Below are 17872 nucleotides of genomic sequence, written 5' to 3'. Positions count from 1 at the left end.
GCCTGCCCGTCTAGTGGGCCAGCAGGGAACGGAACTGGCCGTTGGCGACGGCCAGCATGGAGAGATCGACGCCGTCCGCCGCGCGGAGGTCGGCAAGCAACCGGCTCATCCGCTCCGAGGCTTCCTTGCGCGAGGCGGCCCATCTGTCGATTTTCTTCTCGGCCTCCGCTTTCTTCATCTTGGCCTCGGTGCATTCGCCGAGCACGGTCTGGGCGAGCTGGAACTGGTGATTGTAGAGATCGTCCACCACGGCCGAGACCGCCATCTTCTGCCAGTGGGATTCGGCCACCACCAGGTCGGCCCGCTCGCGGAGCCAGTCGATGGAGAACTTGTTGCCGAGGGCGAAATAGACCTCGGCCACCCGCGGCACGCTCTCTCCGGTCTGCCGTGAGAGGCGGACGATATCGCAGCCGGAGACCAGCACATCGGCGCTCGCGACCCCGCGCGCAAGGTCCTTCGGAACCCCGGCGGCCTCGTGTTTTGCCGCTTTCTTCGCGACCACGTCGCGGTGCGTGTCCGTCAGCACCTTGTCGAGGCTCTGGGTCAGTTCGGCGATGCCCTCGATATAGGTTCCGGTCAGGTTCTGCAGGTCGAGCGGACGCCGCTCGTTGCGCAGGAACCAGACGGCGGCTCGCTCCACCAGATGCTTGATATCGAGCAGCATCCGGGTCTGCACGTCCGCCGAGACCTTGTTGTCCAGATCCTCGACCGCAGACCAGAGCTGCCGGATGGCGAAGACGTCGCGGGCGACGATATAGGCGCGCGCGATGTCGGGTGCGCCGTCGCCGGTCTGCTCGCGCACCGCGTTGACGAAGGTCGCGCCGACCCGGTTGATCATGCTGTTGGCGACATAGGTCGCGATGATCTCGCGCTTCAGCCTGTGCTCCCGGATGACCGGTGCCAGGGTCTTGTGCACCCGGGCGGGGAAGTAGCGGATCAGATCCTCGGCCAGCATCGGGTCGTCCGGCAATTCGGACGGCAGGATCTCGTCATAGAGCTCCATCTTGGCATAGGCGAGCAGCACCGCCAGTTCCGGGCGGGTGAGTCCGCGGCCGGCGGCCATCCGCTCGGCCAGGGTCTCGTCATCCGGCAGGAACTCGACCGCCCGGTTGAGCTTGAGGTGGCTGCGCTCAAGCTCGCGGATCAGCCGCGTCTCGGCGTCGAGCAGGGCGGTGCCTTCATCCATCGCCATCGTCAGGGCCTGGCTCTGGTCGTAATTGTCCTTCAGCACCAGGTCGGCAACCTCGTCCGTCATCTCCTCCAGCAGCTTGTCGCGCTGCTTGCGGGTCATGTCGCCTTCCGCGACGACGGCGCCGAGCAGGATCTTGATATTGACCTCGTGGTCCGAGCAGTCCACGCCGGCGGAATTGTCGATCGCGTCGGTGTTGATCCGTCCGCCGCCGAGGGCGAACTCGATCCGCGCGCGTTGCGTCACGCCGAGATTGGCACCCTCGCCGACCACCTTGGCGCCGATGTCCCGGGCATTGATCCGGAGCGCGTCGTTGGCCCGGTCTCCCGCGTCCAGATTGCTTTCGCCGCTTTCCTTGACATAGGTGCCGATGCCGCCGAACCAGAGCAGGTCGACCTTCGCCGTCAGCATGGCGCGGATCAGGTCGCTCGGCGTGATCTTGTCGCTTTTCACGCCGAGGACTGTCTTCATCTCCGGTGTGACATCGATCGATTTCGCCGAGCGGGCATAGATCCCGCCTCCCTTGGAGATCAGCTTTGTGTCGTAATCGGTCCAGGAACTGCGCGGCAGGTCGAACAGCCGTTTGCGTTCGGCCCAGCTCTTCGCCGCGTCAGGGGACGGGTCGAAGAAGATGTGCATATGGTTGAAGGCGCCGACGAGCCGGATGTGCTTGGAAAGCAGCATGCCGTTGCCGAAGACGTCGCCACTCATGTCGCCGACACCGACGACGGTGAAGTCCGTGGTCTGGATATCGACGCCGATTTCCCGGAAATGGCGCTTCACCGATTCCCAGGCGCCCTTGGCCGTGATGCCCATCTTCTTGTGATCGTAGCCGGCAGACCCGCCGGAGGCGAAGGCGTCGTCGAGCCAGAAGCCGTACTCCTGGGAGACTCCGTTTGCGATATCCGAGAAAGTCGCCGTTCCCTTGTCGGCGGCAACCACGAGGTAGGGATCGTTCTCGTCGTGCCGGATCACCATTTCCGGCGGCACGATGTCGGTGCCGGAAATGTTGTCGGTGATGTCCAGCATCCCGCGCATCATGGTCTTGTAGCATTCGATCGCCTCGGCCTGCATGGCCTCGCGGCTGCCGTCCGCGGGCGGACGCTTCACCACGAAGCCGCCCTTGGAGCCGACCGGGACGATGACCGCGTTCTTGACCTGCTGCGCCTTCATCAGGCCGAGGATTTCGGTGCGGAAATCCTCCCGCCGGTCGGACCAGCGGATGCCGCCGCGGGCGACCCGACCGCCGCGCAGATGCACGGCCTCGGCACGTGGCGAATAGACCCAGATCTCGACCAGCGGGCGTGGCAGAGGCAGGTCTTCGATCGCCTGGCTGTCGAGCTTGAAGGAAATATAGGGCTTCGGTTGGCCCGCGGCGTCCGGCTGGTAATAGTTCGTCCGCAGCGTCGCCCGGATCAGGTTCAGGTAGCGACGGATGATCCGGTCCTGGTCGAGATTGGCCACATTGTCGAGTGCGGCCTCGATCTCCGCGGAGACGGCATCGGCTTCCGAAGCCCGTTTCGACCCGTCTCTCGCCGGGTCGAAACGCGCCTCGAAGAGCTGGGCCAGAAGCCGGGCGATCGGTGCGTTCTCCGCCAGGGTCTCCTCCATGTAGGTCTGGGAGAAGGTGAAGGCGGCCTGCCGCAGGTATTTCGCATAGGCGCGCAGCATCGATACCTGCCGCCAGGTCAGGCCCGCCTGCAGCACCAGAATATTGAAGCCGTCATCCTCCATCTTGCCGGTCCAGACGGCTTCGAAGGCATCGTGGAACGGCTGGCGGATCCGGGCGACATCGACGGCCTGTCCGCCTTTCAGCTGCATCTCGAAATCGTGGATCCAGACCGCGTTGCCGAGATCCCTCGAGGAAACCTCGTAAGGTCGTTCGCTGAGTACCCGGACGCCCATATTCTCGATCATCGGCATGACGTCCGAGAGCGGGACGGGCGTATCGCGATGGAAGAATTTCAGGTGCAGCTCCCGGTCGCCGGAACCGACAGGGCGGAACAGGTTTATCGCCAGGCGGCCGTCGGACAGGGTTTCCTCGATCCGGTCGATGTCGAAGATCGCGCCCTGCGCCGAATAGGTCTCCCTGTAAGAGGACGGAAAGGCGTTGCGATAGCGCCGGAGCAGGGCGTTTCCGCGTTCCTCTCCACGGGCCTCGACCAGCGCCTGATGCAGCTTGTCGGCCCAGGAGCGGGCGGTATCGGCAAGCCGGTGTTCGAGCTCCGCGAGATCGACCTCGGGAACCTGACCACGCTCCGTTTTGATAATGAAATGAAGGCGGGCGAGAACGGAGTCCGACATCTGCGTGTAGAACGCGGCGATGGTGCCGTCGAAAGCCTTCGAAAGAATTTCGGCGAACCGCTCGCGGATCTGGGTGGTGTAGTGATCGCGCGGGACGAAAAGAATTACTGAAACGAAACGTTCGAAGGGATCGGCACGGACGAAGAGCGCCGTCTTCTGCCGCTCCTGGAGATGCAGGATGCCGATCGACGTGGTGAGAAGATCGTCCTCGCTCGCCTGGAACAGCTCGTCCCGCGGATAGGTTTCCAGGATATTGACCAGCGCCTTTGCATCGTGGCTGTCCGGCGCGAAGCCGCCGCGCTGGACGATCCGGTGGACCTTCTGACGCAGCATCGGGATATCGCTCGGCCGCTGATTGTAGGCGACGGAGGTGAAGAGGCCGATGAAACGGTGTTCGCCGGTGACCTTGCCGGTCTCGTCGATCTTCTTGACGATGATCGTGTCCATGTGAACGGCACGATGGACCCGCGCCTTGCGGTTGGCCTTCATGATCAGCAGCAGGTCCGGGCTGGTCAGAAAGCTGCGGACGTCTTCCGGAAGCCGGCCGAGCTCGCGCAGGCCGTCGAACACGCCGACCTCCGGATTGCGCAGAATGCCGAGGCCCGAACCGTCCACCACCTGCATCCTGGCGTTCTTGCCGCTGCCGACATAATCGAGTTCGCGATAGCCGAGGAAGGTGAAATGGTTGTCCTCGATCCAGCGCAGGAAATCGATGACCTCGCTGACTTCCTCGCGGTTGTGCGGCGTTTGCCGCGCGCCGATCTCCGTCACGACGTCGAGCACTTTCTCGCGCATGATGCGCCAGTCCTCGACGGAGCAGCGGACGTCCTCGAGGACCGAGTGCAGCTCCCGCTCGATATCGGCGAGCACCTCGGCCGAAGTCTGCTCGGAAACCCGGAGCTGCATGAAGGATTCGCGCAGATTTCCATCGCCGGCCGCGCCGCTCTCCAGGATGCGCTCCAGCTTGCCATCGCTCGAGCGCTCGACCGCGAGGATCGGGTGGATCACGAGATGGACTGTGAGATCCTGGGAAATCAGAGCCGTGGTCACGGAATCCACGAGGAACGGCATATCGTCGTTGATGATTTCGATGACGGTATGCGGGGATTGCCAGCCGGTCGAATCGAAGCGCGGGTTATAGGCCCTGATGGTGGCTTTGCCCGGCGCGCGGATCTTGCCGAATTCCCAGATCGAGAGCACCGCGCCGAGCAGATCTTCCGGCTCTTCGTCGAGAATGTCCTGCGGCGCGACATTCGCATAGAACTGCCGCACGAAGCTTTCCGCTTCCGCCTGCTTGTCTTTGGCGACCCGGTCCTGCAGCAGCGCGATCAAGCCGTCGATCAGTTCCTGTTTCAGGGTGTGCAGCTTATCGTGCATGCGATTTCCTCCCGCCACCGTAAGTCTGGCCCCAGTCCCTTCTTCGAAGGCTACTCCATTTGCCCATGCCTGAGAAACGCCAAATTATTGAATTTCAGGGACATACCGGTCCCAACGGCGAAATCTCCCCGGCAACGGCGGAGTCGTTGCGATATCGTTTTGATGTGTTTGTCCCGTCGGGCCGAAACCGGGCTAGACTGCCGGTCTTAAGGGATTGGTAACGCGCCGGAGCATATGATCGAACCAAACCGGTTATCATCCAGACGAACAGATTCAGGGCGCGTGCGCCCGTGCGCCACTTTGCGAGACAGGGACCAATGCGAATTCGGATTCTAGCGATGGTGCCGGCGCTGCTGGTCTTCGCCGCCGCTATTGGCATCGGATGCTATCTCTCGGTCGAGGCCCGGCGGGCGCACGAAGCACAGGCGCGTCAGGAGATCTCAAGCGAGCTGGATCTTCTGAGGACCCGCCTCGAAGGCATCATTGCGTCGAACATCAGGCTTGTCGGCGGGCTTGCGGCGACGATCTCGGCCAATCCGGAGATGACGGGAGACCAGTTCTACAAGATTGCCGAACGGCTCTTCACCCGGCGTCTGCAATTGCGAAACATCGGTGCCGCTCCGGATCTGGTGCTGCGCTATATCTACCCGCGTGAAGGCAATGAAGGCGCGCTTGGCCTCGATTACCGCAAGAACGAGGCGCAAAGGGCTGCAGCCTTCGCGGCCCGGGACGCGCGCGACCTGGTGATGGCCGGCCCGCTGAACCTGCTTCAGGGCGGTGTCGCGGTGATCGGGCGTTATCCGGTTTTCGCCAAGAACGCCGACGGGAGCGAGAGCTTCTGGGGTCTGGTCTCCGCCGTTATCGATGTAGAGGAGCTCTACGCTGCCGCGGGGATTCCTCGCGAGGCCGCGGAGATGACGTTCGAATTCGCGATCCGCGGACGCGACGGAAAGGGCCTCGACGGGGGCGTCTTCTACGGCGATGAAAGGCTGTTCCGGTCCGACCCTGTCCTGCAGCCGGTCAGTCTTCCGGTTGGCGAATGGGTGTTTGCCGGGCGGCCGAAAGGCGGCTGGATCGTCCCCAACGGAATCTATCTGCGGATCTGGCTCCCGGTCCTTCTGATCGGACTTGCCATTGCGGCGCCGGTCGCGGGTCTGGGCATCTATCACGAGCGCCGGCGAGGGGACGTTCAGACGCTGGCGGCGCAGGAAGCGGGACTGATTGCCGCCAAGGAACTGGCAACCGAAGCCGAGCGCCGGCTGCGTATCGCGCTCGACGCCATGAACGGCGCCTTTGTCCTATACGATAGCGAGAAGCGTCTGGTGCTCAGCAACGAGCGCTTCAAGGATTTGTACCCGAGCACGCGCCGGACGATGATTCCGGGGCGGAGTTTCGAGGAGATCATCCGCGTATCGGCATACGAAGGGGAAATTCCGGAAGCCGTCGGCCGCGAGGAGGAATGGATCGCGATGCGGCTCCGGCAGTTCGACGAACCCGGGCCAGTTGCCGAACAGCTTCTTCCCGATGGTCGATGGATCCGGATCCAGGACTCGAAGACCCCGGACGGCGGGTTTCTCTCCTTCCGGGTCGACATTACCGAACTGAAGCAGCGTCAGGAAGAGGCAGAGGCAGCGAGCCGCGCCAAGTCCGCTTTCGTTGCCAATATGAGCCACGAGATCCGCACACCCCTCAACGGCATCGTCGGTCTCGGGCGGTTGCTTCAACGGACCGAGTTGAACGAAACGCAGACCGACTTTGTCGCGAAGATCGTTTCGTCTTCGCAGATCCTTCTCGGCATCATCAACGACATCCTCGATTTCTCGAAGATTGAGGCCGGTCAGCTCGAAATCGACGCCACCGATTTCAACCTCCGCCAGGTCATCGAGCAGTCCGGAGGGATTGCACGGGACATGGCGGTCGAGAAAGGGCTGGAGTTCGGCGTCTTTGTCGATCCGGATACGCCGCTGGATCTCTATGGCGATCCGCTCCGGGTCGCTCAGATCCTGACCAATCTCTGCAACAACGCAGTCAAGTTCACCAGGCAGGGGTCGGTCAGGCTTCACGTCAAGCCGAGAGAGATGGCCGACGATCGGGTCGAGTTGCATTTCAGGCTGGAAGACACCGGCATTGGCATGACCGAGGAGCAGCGCGAAAGGATCTTCAAACCGTTCGCGCAGGCCGATGTCTCGACGACGCGGCAATTTGGCGGCACCGGCCTCGGACTTTCGATCTGCCTCGACCTCGTTCAGCGGATGGGCGGGCGGATCTGGGTCGAAAGCACGCCCGGCGAAGGCAGCGTCTTCCATGTCACCCTCCCGTTCCGGACATCCGTCAGTCCCTTGCTGACGGCCGACCGGGCGAACGCCCCTTTCAGGAACTGGAGAATTCTGGTCGTCGATGACAGCGAGACGGCGCGGATCGTCCTGACAGGCATGTTCCGATCGATAGAACTCGATGTGGAGGAAGCCGAGTCCGGACCGGCCGCGCTTGCGCGCATCGACAAGGCCCGGCGCGAAGGAAAAGGTTTCGACCTCGTGGTCCTCGATTGGATCATGCCGGAGGCCGATGGTCTGGAAACCGCGCGGATGATCCGGGAAACCCATAGGGGGGGCGGCGCTCCGCCCAAAGTTGTTCTGGTTACCGGCGCAAACGCGGAAGGTCTGACGGAACAGGCACGCGCCGCCGGCCTGAGCGGTGTGTTGACGAAGCCGATCGCGCTGGAGCGGCTGTTGCGCCTGCTGCGCGCTCTTGCAGAAGACCGTGAGGTCGAGGACGATCCGTCAGATTCGCTCCCGGCACGGGTTTCGGGCATGAAGGTGCTGGTTGCGGAAGATAATGCGATCAATCAACAGGTCATCGAGGCGCTTCTGCGCCGCGTCGGGGTCGAGGTGGAACTCGTCGCCAACGGCCAGCTCGCGGTGGAAGCGGTAACCGCCGGCGGTCCGCGGAACTACGATGCCGTTCTCATGGACATCCAGATGCCGGTTATGGACGGCATCGAGGCGACGCGCCTGATTCGGGCGGACGGCCGCTTTGGCAGCCTCCCCATCATCGCGGCGACCGCTCATGCGATCTCGTCCGAGATCGATCGCTGTTTCGCAGCCGGAATGAATGCCCATATCGCAAAACCGATCGAGGAAGAGAAGCTCTATCAGGTGCTTGCCGGCGTGCGCTCGGGTCAGTTCGAGATAATCACGTTCGAGGCCGAAACGGAGGCCGGAACCGAAGCCGAAGCCCGCTCCGCCGGCTCGGATGCAGGCGATGAGGGTGCTGGCTTCGAAGCTTTTGAGCGCACCGCGAAGATGCTTGGATCGGACGAACTCGCCGGGCGGCTCTTCAACGAGTTCTGCCGGCAGAATGCGGGAAATGCCGACAAGCTCGGAGGTCTGATGGACAGCGGCGACTACATCGCCGCATCCCGGCTTGTCCACCAGATCAAGGGAGTCGCAGGGAATCTCGGCCTGACGGCCCTGAATGCCGCGGCGGCGGAGCTGGAATCGCGGCTCCGGTCCGGTATGCCCACGAATACGGAGGAAGAACCGCTCCGGACGCGTTTTGAGAGTGAACTCAAGCAGGCCCTCGATACGACGCGTGCGCATCTCTCGAAGAAGGGCCTGCTTGAGGAAGACCTGGCGTCCGTCTGACCCGGTCAGACGTTCAGGAAGCCCGCGACCTCGTCTTTCAGCGCCAGCCGCTTCTTTTTGAGCTCTTCGGCATAGGCGTCCGACGTCGGTTCGATTTCCGCTTCGATCCGGTGAATTTCCCTGTTCACCTCATGATAGGCGTCGGCCAGTTTGGCGAAATGAGCATTGCTCATCTTCAGTTCGTGGATCTTGTCGGCCGCTTCCGGAAATTCTTCTGCGAGCTCGTGCGGGACGTGGGACATTTTCGTTTCCTGGGTTGGTCATTGCCGTCATTAGCTCTGACAATAGGAGCATGTCGCCGCCGCCGCTTCTTTGATCCAGGTCAAGTTGTCGGCCGGATCTTGTTCGGGACCTGAGCGCTGGTCATGCGGTAAGGGCCGCGATAGTCTCGGCGGGTCAATCTGTTCTCAGGCTTCACCGACATGCGTTTCATCGCCGCTTTTTCCGGGTTGCCCGCGACGTTACGGGCAACTCTCCTCATGAGTACGGCGATGGTGTTCTTCACCTCGATGGGGCTCTTCATCCGCCTCTCCTCCGAGACCCTGCATGTGCTGGAGGTCGTGTTCTTCCGCAATTTTCTCGCGGTCGTGCTGATGGCGCCCTGGATCATGCGGCAGGGATTGGGCGCGCTGCGGACGGAGAAATACGGACTCTATGGGCTGCGCGCGGCGATCAACCTGGTTGCGATGGCGGCGGGCTTCGCGGCAATCACCATGATCCCGCTCGCAGAGGCGACCGCGCTCGGCTTCACCGCGCCGCTCTTCGCCACGATCGGCGCCGTTCTGGTGCTCGGAGAAGTGATCAGGGCGCGCCGCGTCGCGGCGCTCGCCGCGGGTTTCGTCGGCATGCTCATCGTGCTCCGCCCCGGGATGGAGGCGATAACGCCGGGTGCGCTGCTGGCGCTCGGAAACGCGGTCGGGATCTCCATCACCGCGCTGGTGGTGAAGAAACTGACGGCGACCGAGAGGCCGGAAGCGATCGTGCTCTGGATGGTACTGCTGCAGAGCCCGCTTTCCCTCGTACCGGCGCTGTTCTACTGGACCTGGCCGGATCCGATGACCTGGCTCTGGCTTTTCTGTCTCGCCGGCGCGGGCACGCTCGGCCACATGTGCTGGACCCGGGCCTGCGGTCTCGCCGAAATCACCCAGCTTCAGCCGCTCGAATTCATCAAGCTGCCGCTGATCGCAGTCATGGGCTTCCTGCTGTTCGGAGAGGAACCCACCATATGGGTCTGGCTCGGCGGCGCGGTGATCTTCTGTTCGACCGCCTATATCAGCCATCGTGAGGCGGTACTTGCGCGGCGGAAAGCCCGCGGATCGCTCGGCGGGTAGAATTCCCGGCGTGAGCCTGCGGCAATCCGGCAATTGATCGCCCGCGGCCGGATTGATATTGGACTCCCATGTCCGTGAAGTGCCGTCATAGCCACCATAATCCCGCGGCAAGCCGGGGGACGCTCCGCCGCCAGTTCGTCGCGCTGTTTGCGGCGGCACTGGTGCTGATGCGGTTTGGCCTCGGTGTTGGCCAGGCTCTTGCGGTCGACGCGCTGCCGTTCGAGGGTCGCGACGCCGTTATTCGCGCGGCCCTGGAAATCTGTACCGCCGGAGGGATCCGTCCCGCTTCCCCCGCCGAGAGCGATGGTGGTGCACCGGATCTCGCCACACCGTTCTGTCCGGCGTGTTTGCATCTTTCCGGCAGCGCCTTTGCGCTTCTGCCGGAGCTGCCAGCGGTGGGACCCTCGGGCAGCTCATCCCGTATCGAAAGAGCCATCGCGCTTCTGGCGCGTGTCGGCCGGGCCGGATGGGCTCCGTTCCACTCCCGGGCGCCTCCGATCCTCTCCTGAACCTCCAGTTATCCCCGTTAGCCTGCGTTTCGCGCGGAACGGCCGATCGGCCGTTGCGTGCCGTCGTTCCTGCGAACTCCCGGTGTCGACCGCACTTATGTGCGGTCCGGTCCGGCCGGGTGCATGGGCGGCGGACCGAGGTTTCGGGGCATTCCGACATTCAGGTTGCAGATCGAAAGTGAACTCAATGAGCATTCGAAAGAAGATACCGCTCGGCCTTGCCGTCGCCGCCATGGCGCTGCCGGCCGTAGATGCGCGGGCACAATCCTCCACGGAAGGCAGCGCGGCTGCGTCCCTCCCGAAACTGGTGATCGAGGCCCCCTGGCTTTCCGAACCTTCCCAATCCGTGCTGCCTCCGCACAGCCCGTCCAGCCCGCCAGTTGCCGACGGCGGCGACTTCCTGCGCAGCGTGCCAGGGATATCCGGGGTGCGGATGGGCGGGCACGGCATCGATCCGGTGATCCGCGGCATGCAGGGCAACCAGCTCAACATCACCACGGACGGCGCCTATATCTACGGCGGCTGTCCGAACCGGATGGATCCGCCGGCCTCCTTCGCGCCGGTGGAGACCTATGACCAGGTCACTGTCTCGCAAGGCTATCAGAGTGTCACCCGGGGAGCCGGCGGGCCGGGCGGCCATATCGACTTCCAACGCCTCGCGCCCGTCTTCGAGACAGGGAAATCATATCGCGGACAGGCCGGCGGCGGCTGGGAGTCGAACGGCAATATCCGCGATGCCTTCGGCGATGTGGCGGCCGGACGCGACGGCGCCTATGCCCGAGTGGTCGGCGCTGCCAAGGAGGCCGACAATTACGATGACGGGGATGGCAACGAGGTCCGCTCCAGCTTCTCGCAGCGTTCGATCGACACCGTCCTAGGGTACGAAAAGGACGACGGCGCCGCGGTCTCTCTCGGCGCCGGTTTTGCAAGCACCGAGGACGCGCTCTTCGAAGGTGCCGCGATGGATGCGCCGGTCGATGATTCCCGAACCCTGCGGGGCAAGGTGAGACTTCCGGTCGCCGCCGGGTCGTTCACCGAAGTCCGTGCCGAAGGTTTCGCAACGGGCGTCGAGCATGTGATGGACAATTACTCGCTGCGGACCCGTACGGCGCCGATGGCGATGCGGGTCGATTCCGAGTCCGACACCTTCGGCGGCAGCCTTGCCGCCGATCTTGCCGTCGGATCGGCTGCCCTGACCGTCGGGCTCGACTACCAGCACAATCGGCGCGAGGCGGAACGCTATTCCGGCATGTCGGACAGCAATGTGAATACGCTGAATTCCCTCATGTGGCCGGATACGGAGATCGGCCAGCTCGGCCTCTTCGCCGAGAGCACGATGGATGTCGCCCAGAAGACCCGGCTGGTGCTCGGCGGCCGCTACGACCGTGTCGAGGCCAGCCTCGGGCGGGCGGACGAGGTCGTCGCCTCGAAGGGGCGCAGCCCGAACGACCTCTACCGGATGTATTACGGAGAGACCGGGGACGATCGTTCCGAGAACAATTTCGGCGGTCTCGCGCGGCTGGAATACGATCTGACGGACAGTACCGTGCTCCATGCCGGGTTCAGCCGGTCCGTCCGCACGGCCGACGCGACCGAGCGTTCCATGGCCTCCGACATGATGGCGAGCAGCTGGGTCGGCAATCCGGATATCAAGCCGGAGGCGCACCATCAGCTCGAGGCGGGCCTCTCGACCCGCGACGACGGCTGGTCGTTCGGCGCGACGGCCTATGTCGACCGGGTGAGCGACTTCATTCTCCGCGACAGCGCGCGCGGCCAGAGCGGGGTCCTGCTCTCGAACGGGGCGACGGTCTATCGCAACGTCGATGCGCTGCTGTCCGGCCTCACCGTGAGCGGCGACTATCGCTTCGCCGGAAACTGGGTGCTCGCGGGCGACGCGACCTATACCTACGGCGAGAATCTCGACGAGGACGGGCCGCTGGCCCAGATCCCGCCGCTCGAAGGCAGTCTGTCGCTGGCCTATCGGGGCGATGGCTGGGAGGTCGGCACGGTCTTCCGCGGTGCGCTGAAGCAGACCCGGGTGGATGACGACCCAAGCACGGGCTCCGGGCGTGACGCCGACAAGACTCCCGCCTGGTTCACCCAGGATCTCTACGCCTCGGTCGAGACATTCACGCCGTTCGAGGTTCGGGTCGGGGTCACCAACCTGTTCGACCGGGACTATGCCTATCACCTCAATCGCTCGAACTCGTTCGATGCGACCGAGGTGCAGGTCGATGAGCCGGGTCGGTCCTTCTATCTGCGGGCGACGGCGCGCTTCTGAGCCGGATATGCGGGGGAGCGGGCGTGCCGGCTCTCCCGCCTCTCGGTCAAGCTGGGGCACATAAACGAAAAGCGGCCCCGGAGGGCCGCTTTCATCGTCTCTGTCTTCACTTCTCCTGAGAGAATTTGGAGCGGGCGATGAGATTCGAACTCACGACCCCAACCTTGGCAAGGTTGTGCTCTACCCCTGAGCTACGCCCGCATCCAGCAGCGTCGGTGACGCCGTGAAGAGGCCGCGATAATACAAACTGTTCTTGGCAATGCAAGCCTCGAAATTACATTTTTTTTCGGGGCCTCCCGAGAATGCCGGAGTGAGCACGAAACCCTTGGTTTTTCCGGCTTTTCCGGCTATTTCCTGTGCTCCCGGAGGGCGCTGCCGGTGCTGCCGGACAATGAAATCGAGAGTGGATCGTGCCATGGCAGAGAGTGAATCAGCCTCCGAGGAGACCCGGGCGGCCCCCAGGACGCCGGAGCAGTTACTGGCCCATCTCGACGCAACCGGCGTCGCCTACGATCTGCACCGGCATCCGCCGCTCTTCACCGTCGAGGACAGCAAGGCGCTGCGTGGAGAGCTTCCAGGCGGGCACTGCAAGAACCTCTTCCTGCGGGATCGCAAGGGCAAGATGTGGCTGCTTGTCACGCTCGAGGACCGGCCCATCGACCTGAAGCAGCTCGGCGCGGCCTTCGGCGGCGCGCGGCTGTCTTTCGGCAGCGCCGACCGGCTGATGACCTATCTCGGCGTGATCCCGGGGGCGGTCTCTCCCTTCGCCCTGATCAACGATACCGGCCGGGAGGTGAATGTGGTGCTCGACAAGGAGATGCTGGAGTTCGATCCGCTGAACTATCATCCGCTCTCGAACGAAATGACGATCGCGGTCTCTCCCGCGGGCCTGCAGGCGTTTCTGGCCGATCTCGGCTATGCGCCGGAGATTCTCGATCTCGGTGCGCTCGCCGAATGACGCGGGGGCCTTGTCAAGTGAAGCCGTCGGTCAAACTTTACCCCTAAGCAAAGAACGGACGATCCAATGGAAACCCTCATCAACGCCGCGCCGGACGCCGCAGATCTGATCAAGGACTCGAACCAGAACAGCTTCATGGCCGACGTGATCGAAGCGTCGCGCGAGACGCCGGTGATCGTCGACTTCTGGGCACCGTGGTGCGGTCCCTGCAAACAGCTCGGGCCCATGCTGGAGAAGGTGGTGCGCGACGCCAAGGGCGCGGTCCGCATGGTGAAGATCAATATCGACGAAAACCCGGCCATCGCGCAGCAGATGCGGGTGCAATCGATCCCGGCGGTCTTCGCATTCTTCCAGGGCCGCCCGGTCGACGGGTTCCAGGGTGCCCTCCCCGAAAGCCAGATCCGTGAGTTCGTCAAGCGCCTGACCGGCGGAGCCGCGGGCGAGTCGCCGCTCGACGAGGCGCTGGACGCGGCGGACCAGATGCTCGAGGCGGGCGATGCCCAGGGCGCCGGCGGGATCTACAGCCAGGTCGTGCAGCACGATCCGGAGAATGTCCGCGGCAATGCCGGGCTGATCCGGGCCCTCGTGGCGCTCGGCCAGGTCGAGCAGGCGCAGCAGGTGATCGATCAGCTTCCCGAGCAGCTCAAGAAGGCGCCGGAGGTTCATGCGGCGATCTCCTCGCTTGAACTGGCGAGCGAGAGCGTCGATGCCGGCGAAGTGGCGGAGCTGCTCGCGGCGATCGAGGCCGATCCGAAAAACCACCAGGCCCGCTACGACCTTGCCATGGCGCTGTTCGCCGGCGGCGACCGGGAAGGCGCGGTCGATGCCCTGATCGAGAGCATTCGCCTGAACCGCGAGTGGGAAGAGCAGAAGGCGCGCAAGCAGCTGGTCAAGTTCTTCGAGGCCTTCGGCCATACCGACCCGGTCACGGTCGACGGCCGCCGGAAACTCTCCGCCGTCCTGTTTTCCTGAATATGGAGGTCTGAAGGAAATGCCGGATACCCTGTCGCGCAGCCCTTTTTCTCCGAACCTGGAGGACATGCCTGCCTGCATTCCGGTCTTTCCCCTGCCCGGCGTCCTGCTGCTGCCGGGCGGCAAACTTCCGCTCAATATCTTCGAGCCGCGCTATCTCGTGATGACGCAGGACGCGCTCGCCACCGACCGGCTGATCGGGATGATCCAGCCGGCCGAGGCAGGCGAGGCCGACACTCCCTGTCTGCAGCGGACCGGCTGTGCGGGCCGGATCACCTCCTTTTCCGAGACCGAGGACGGGCGCTTCCTGATCACCCTGACGGGGGTCGCGCGCTTCCATGTCGAACAGGAGCTGGAAAGCCGCTCCGGATACCGTCGCGTGGTCGCCGACTGGTGCAGCTTCGCCGACGATTTCAAGAAATCGGATGAGACGCTGGTGCTTGACCGCTCCCGCCTGATGCGCGGCCTCAAGGACTATTTCGCCGTCCAGGGCATCCGCGCCGACTGGGAGTCGATCGAAAATGCCGCGGATATCCAGCTGCTGACGACGCTCGCAATGGTCTGTCCCTTTGGACCGCTGGAGAAACAGGCGCTGCTGGAGGCGCCGACGCTGCAGGAACGTGGCGACACCATGCTGGCCCTGCTAGAGATGGCGGTCCACGATCTGAGGGACGAGGAATATGCACGGCACTGACAAGTCCGCGGCCGGTTCTGCGGAACGCGAAGTCGACCCGAAGCTGCTCGAAATTCTGGTCTGCCCGATCACCAAGGCGCCGCTCACCTATGACCGGGAGCGGTCGGAACTGGTGAGCAAGCAGGCCCGTTTGGCCTATCCGATCCGCGACGGCGTGCCGATCATGCTGCCCGACGAGGCGCGGTCTCTCGATGAGAACGGGGATCCGGTGGCCGAAGGTGCCGCCGCCATGACGGCCGGCTCGGGCAAGAGGGCGGACTGAGACCATGAGCGAGAGTTTCGCGACCGAGATCTGGCCGACCGAGATCCGCGTTCAATCTGCGGAAAAATGCCTTGAGATCGATTTCGACACCGGCGAGAGCTTCAGCATTCCGGCGGAACTGCTCCGGGTCGAGAGTCCCTCGGCCGAGGTGCAGGGCCACGTGCCGTCGCAAAAGAAGCTCGTGCACGGCCGTGCGCACGTGAACATCATGGGCATGGAACCGGTCGGAAATTACGCCGTCCGGATCAAGTTCGACGACCTGCATGACAGCGGCATTTATACCTGGCGCTATCTCCACAAGCTCGGCGCTGAGAAGGACCAGATCTGGGCACGCTACCTGAAGGAACTCGAAGAGGCCGGCCTTAGCCGCGAGCCGTGAAGCGCGGCCCTAGCGCTGTGCAGGGTCTCGCATAAGGCGCGGCAGGTCTCCCGCCGTTCCCATGGCGGCGCGCATGAAAGCGCGCTTCAGCGGCCCGATCCGCTGCACGAGGCCGAGGCCGGCATCGCGAAGCAGCTTCACCGCCGCCGAATTGTTCGAGAACAGCCGGTTCAGCCCGTCCGTCGCCGCAATCAGGGACATCACGTCGAAGCGGCGCCAGCGCTGGTATTTGTCAAGAATCGGGGCCGAGCCGATATCAAGTCCGAGCCGCAGCGCATCCTCGATCGTGTCGGCCAGAGCCGCGATGTCGCGCAGGCCGAGATTGAAGCCCTGTCCGGCGATCGGGTGAATGCCGTGCGCAGCGTCCCCGATCAGGACAAGACGGTTGCCGATATAGCGCTCCGCATGGATAAGGCCGAGCGGATAGCCCCAGCGCTTGCCGCTGACGTGAAGCTCGCCGAGGGAATCGTCGAAGGCGTCCGCGAGTTCCCGGTCGAATTCCGCGTCCGACAGTTTGAGAAGCGCCTCTGCCGTCGCCGTGCGCTCGCTCCAGACGAGGCAGGATCTGTGGCTTCCGTCCTCCGCGTCCATCAGCGGCAGCATGGCAAAGGGGCCGGCGGGCCGGAAATGCTCGTAGGCGACGTAATTATGCGGGCGGGAATGGGTCACGGTGCAGGTGATCGCGGTCTGCCCGTAGGAAAACTCGGTTGCCCGGATCCCGGCCCGGCGTCGCGTCGGCGAGCGGCGCCCGTCGGCGGCCAAAGCGAGACGGGCCGTAACGTGTCTGCCGTCCTCGAGTGTTGCCGTCACCGAGCCGCTCCCGCCCTCAAGCGCGGCGACCGAGGCGGGAGCCAGAACCGTCAGGCCGTCCTTGCCGGCGGCCTGACGGTAGAGTCCGGCCTTGAGGGAACCGTTGTCGGCGATGAAGCCCATAGCCTCCGGACCGGCATCCTCGCGGTCGAATTGCAGGAACAGGGGCGAGCCGCCTTCCTGCACCCGGATATCTCCGATCGGGCAGGCCGGTTCGGGCATTGCCTGCCATACCCCCAGCCGGTCCAGCATCCGCTTGCTGCTCTGGGAGATCGCCGTGGTCCGGCCGTCGTATCCCGCGGCGGCCTGAACCTCCGCCGGGACCGGATCGATCACCGTTACGCTCAGGCCGGTCGCCTGTAGCGCCAGGGCGGCCGACATGCCCGACAAGCCGCCGCCGACGATCAGGACATCGCAATCCGGGTGATTCATGACGCCTTTTCTCCGGCTGACCGCATCTAATGGGTGCCAGCGAAGATACAGGGCCGGAGCCGTCAAACAAGGTCCCGCGCGCTTTGTCGCATCTCCTGTTGCGATGCACAAAATTACATCACGGCTACATTCGTGCCTAAAATTTATGCACAAAATATAAGCTTAGCGAATTTCCGGATTTCCCAATAATCAGTTAATACATTGATATATATGGTAATTTCCAGAATTACGAATTTCGGCACGCTATTTGTAATAACTCGACCGATCTGCGGTGCGCAGACATCCGCCTATCCCGGTGACGGGTGGGCGGCAAAGCACAACAGGAGAAGGTTGGGCGGCATGAAACTGATCATGGCAATCGTAAAGCCCTTCAAGCTTGACGAGGTCCGCGAATCACTGACCGCTCTGGGGATCCAGGGGCTGACGGTCAGTGAAGTCAAAGGCTTCGGACGGCAGAAGGGGCAAACTGAAATCTATCGCGGCGCGGAATACGCCGTGAATTTCCTTCCGAAGGTCAAAGTCGAAGTGGCGGTGCCGGACGACTTGGCGGAACAGGTGGTGGAGGCCATCCAGAAGGCAGCGAATACCGGTCGCATCGGCGACGGCAAAATCTTCGTCTCACCTGTCGAAGATGTCGTGCGTATTCGCACCGGCGAAACCGGGGCAGACGCCGTCTAACCAGCTATGCCCGCCGATCGTCCGATCCGGCGGCACCCCTCCCATCCAACAC

The 17872-nt window shown here is 63.6% G+C and carries 13 protein-coding genes and 1 tRNA gene; 10 read left to right on the top strand and 4 right to left on the bottom strand.

All coding sequences use genetic code 11. The features are described from left to right. Positions 1-10 precede the first annotated feature (10 nt). Positions 11-4870: an NAD-glutamate dehydrogenase gene (locus JJ959_RS14000; RefSeq protein WP_292884576.1), complete on the bottom strand. Its 4860-nt coding sequence runs from the start codon at positions 4868-4870 to the stop codon at positions 11-13. Between the two features lie 317 nt (positions 4871-5187). Here JJ959_RS14000 and JJ959_RS13995 point away from each other — a divergent pair, with 317 nt between their 5' ends. Continuing rightward, positions 5188-8514 (top strand): response regulator, encoded by a 3327-nt coding sequence (locus tag JJ959_RS13995; protein ID WP_292884574.1) that lies wholly within the window; start codon positions 5188-5190, stop codon positions 8512-8514. 5 nt (positions 8515-8519) lie between these two features. On the opposite strand, the gene JJ959_RS13990 is transcribed toward JJ959_RS13995, so the two are convergent. After that, positions 8520-8756: a DUF465 domain-containing protein gene (locus JJ959_RS13990; protein WP_292884573.1), complete on the bottom strand. Its 237-nt coding sequence runs from the start codon at positions 8754-8756 to the stop codon at positions 8520-8522. A gap of 237 nt (positions 8757-8993) precedes the next feature. On the opposite strand from JJ959_RS13990, the gene JJ959_RS13985 reads away from it, so the two are divergent. The 3 genes from JJ959_RS13985 (at position 8994) to JJ959_RS13975 (ending at position 12635) form a co-directional block, all read left to right on the top strand. Continuing rightward, positions 8994-9845 (top strand): DMT family transporter, encoded by an 852-nt coding sequence (locus JJ959_RS13985; RefSeq protein ID WP_292884572.1) that lies wholly within the window; start codon positions 8994-8996, stop codon positions 9843-9845. A 68-nt stretch (positions 9846-9913) separates the two neighbouring features. Beyond that, on the top strand, positions 9914-10354 hold the full coding sequence (locus JJ959_RS13980; RefSeq protein ID WP_292884570.1) for a hypothetical protein: 441 nt from the start codon (positions 9914-9916) through the stop codon (positions 10352-10354). Positions 10355-10541: 187 nt separating this feature from the next. Continuing rightward, a complete protein-coding gene (locus tag JJ959_RS13975; RefSeq protein WP_292884568.1) occupies positions 10542-12635 on the top strand; it encodes a TonB-dependent copper receptor in 2094 nt (697 codons plus the stop codon). Between the two features lie 126 nt (positions 12636-12761). Here the strand turns inward: JJ959_RS13975 and JJ959_RS13970 are convergent. Next, positions 12762-12836, bottom strand: a tRNA-Gly gene (locus JJ959_RS13970). Between the two features lie 214 nt (positions 12837-13050). Between JJ959_RS13970 and JJ959_RS13965 the strand changes: the two genes are divergently transcribed. From JJ959_RS13965 to JJ959_RS13945, 5 genes are all read left to right on the top strand, one after another. After that, positions 13051-13593: a prolyl-tRNA synthetase associated domain-containing protein gene (locus JJ959_RS13965; RefSeq protein ID WP_292884566.1), complete on the top strand. Its 543-nt coding sequence runs from the start codon at positions 13051-13053 to the stop codon at positions 13591-13593. 66 nt (positions 13594-13659) lie between these two features. Further along, on the top strand, positions 13660-14565 hold the full coding sequence (gene trxA / locus JJ959_RS13960; protein WP_292884564.1) for a thioredoxin: 906 nt from the start codon (positions 13660-13662) through the stop codon (positions 14563-14565). Between the two features lie 19 nt (positions 14566-14584). Next, a complete protein-coding gene (locus JJ959_RS13955) occupies positions 14585-15259 on the top strand; it encodes an LON peptidase substrate-binding domain-containing protein (protein WP_292884562.1) in 675 nt (224 codons plus the stop codon). After that, on the top strand, positions 15246-15521 hold the full coding sequence (locus JJ959_RS13950; protein WP_292884561.1) for a Trm112 family protein: 276 nt from the start codon (positions 15246-15248) through the stop codon (positions 15519-15521). Before JJ959_RS13955 ends, JJ959_RS13950 begins: the two co-directional genes overlap by 14 nt. Before the next feature lie 4 nt (positions 15522-15525). Further along, positions 15526-15900 (top strand): DUF971 domain-containing protein, encoded by a 375-nt coding sequence (locus JJ959_RS13945; RefSeq protein ID WP_292884560.1) that lies wholly within the window; start codon positions 15526-15528, stop codon positions 15898-15900. Positions 15901-15909: 9 nt separating this feature from the next. Here the strand turns inward: JJ959_RS13945 and JJ959_RS13940 are convergent, their stop codons facing one another. Continuing rightward, complete coding sequence (locus tag JJ959_RS13940; RefSeq protein WP_292884558.1) at positions 15910-17142, bottom strand: UbiH/UbiF/VisC/COQ6 family ubiquinone biosynthesis hydroxylase; 1233 nt, start codon at positions 17140-17142, stop codon at positions 15910-15912. A gap of 339 nt (positions 17143-17481) precedes the next feature. Between JJ959_RS13940 and JJ959_RS13935 the strand changes: the two genes are divergently transcribed. Continuing rightward, positions 17482-17820 (top strand): P-II family nitrogen regulator, encoded by a 339-nt coding sequence (locus JJ959_RS13935; RefSeq protein ID WP_292884556.1) that lies wholly within the window; start codon positions 17482-17484, stop codon positions 17818-17820. The last annotated feature ends 52 nt before the right edge of the window (positions 17821-17872 follow it).

Origin of the sequence: Nisaea sp. (genome assembly GCF_017640745.1) — a bacterium.
Classification (GTDB): domain Bacteria; phylum Pseudomonadota; class Alphaproteobacteria; order Thalassobaculales; family Thalassobaculaceae; genus Nisaea.
This window is presented reverse-complemented; position numbering and strand designations above follow the sequence as displayed.

Coding starts and splice junctions, on each gene's coding strand:
- JJ959_RS14000 (WP_292884576.1), bottom strand. CDS start 4,870: ATGCACGATAAGCTGCACACCCTGAAACAGGAACTGATCGACGGCTTG.
- JJ959_RS13955 (WP_292884562.1), top strand. CDS start 14,585: ATGCCGGATACCCTGTCGCGCAGCCCTTTTTCTCCGAACCTGGAGGAC.
- JJ959_RS13950 (WP_292884561.1), top strand. CDS start 15,246: ATGCACGGCACTGACAAGTCCGCGGCCGGTTCTGCGGAACGCGAAGTC.
- JJ959_RS13965 (WP_292884566.1), top strand. CDS start 13,051: ATGGCAGAGAGTGAATCAGCCTCCGAGGAGACCCGGGCGGCCCCCAGG.
- JJ959_RS13985 (WP_292884572.1), top strand. CDS start 8,994: ATGAGTACGGCGATGGTGTTCTTCACCTCGATGGGGCTCTTCATCCGC.
- JJ959_RS13945 (WP_292884560.1), top strand. CDS start 15,526: ATGAGCGAGAGTTTCGCGACCGAGATCTGGCCGACCGAGATCCGCGTT.
- JJ959_RS13995 (WP_292884574.1), top strand. CDS start 5,188: ATGCGAATTCGGATTCTAGCGATGGTGCCGGCGCTGCTGGTCTTCGCC.
- trxA (WP_292884564.1), top strand. CDS start 13,660: ATGGAAACCCTCATCAACGCCGCGCCGGACGCCGCAGATCTGATCAAG.
- JJ959_RS13990 (WP_292884573.1), bottom strand. CDS start 8,756: ATGTCCCACGTCCCGCACGAGCTCGCAGAAGAATTTCCGGAAGCGGCC.
- JJ959_RS13940 (WP_292884558.1), bottom strand. CDS start 17,142: ATGAATCACCCGGATTGCGATGTCCTGATCGTCGGCGGCGGCTTGTCG.
- JJ959_RS13980 (WP_292884570.1), top strand. CDS start 9,914: ATGTCCGTGAAGTGCCGTCATAGCCACCATAATCCCGCGGCAAGCCGG.
- JJ959_RS13935 (WP_292884556.1), top strand. CDS start 17,482: ATGAAACTGATCATGGCAATCGTAAAGCCCTTCAAGCTTGACGAGGTC.
- JJ959_RS13975 (WP_292884568.1), top strand. CDS start 10,542: ATGAGCATTCGAAAGAAGATACCGCTCGGCCTTGCCGTCGCCGCCATG.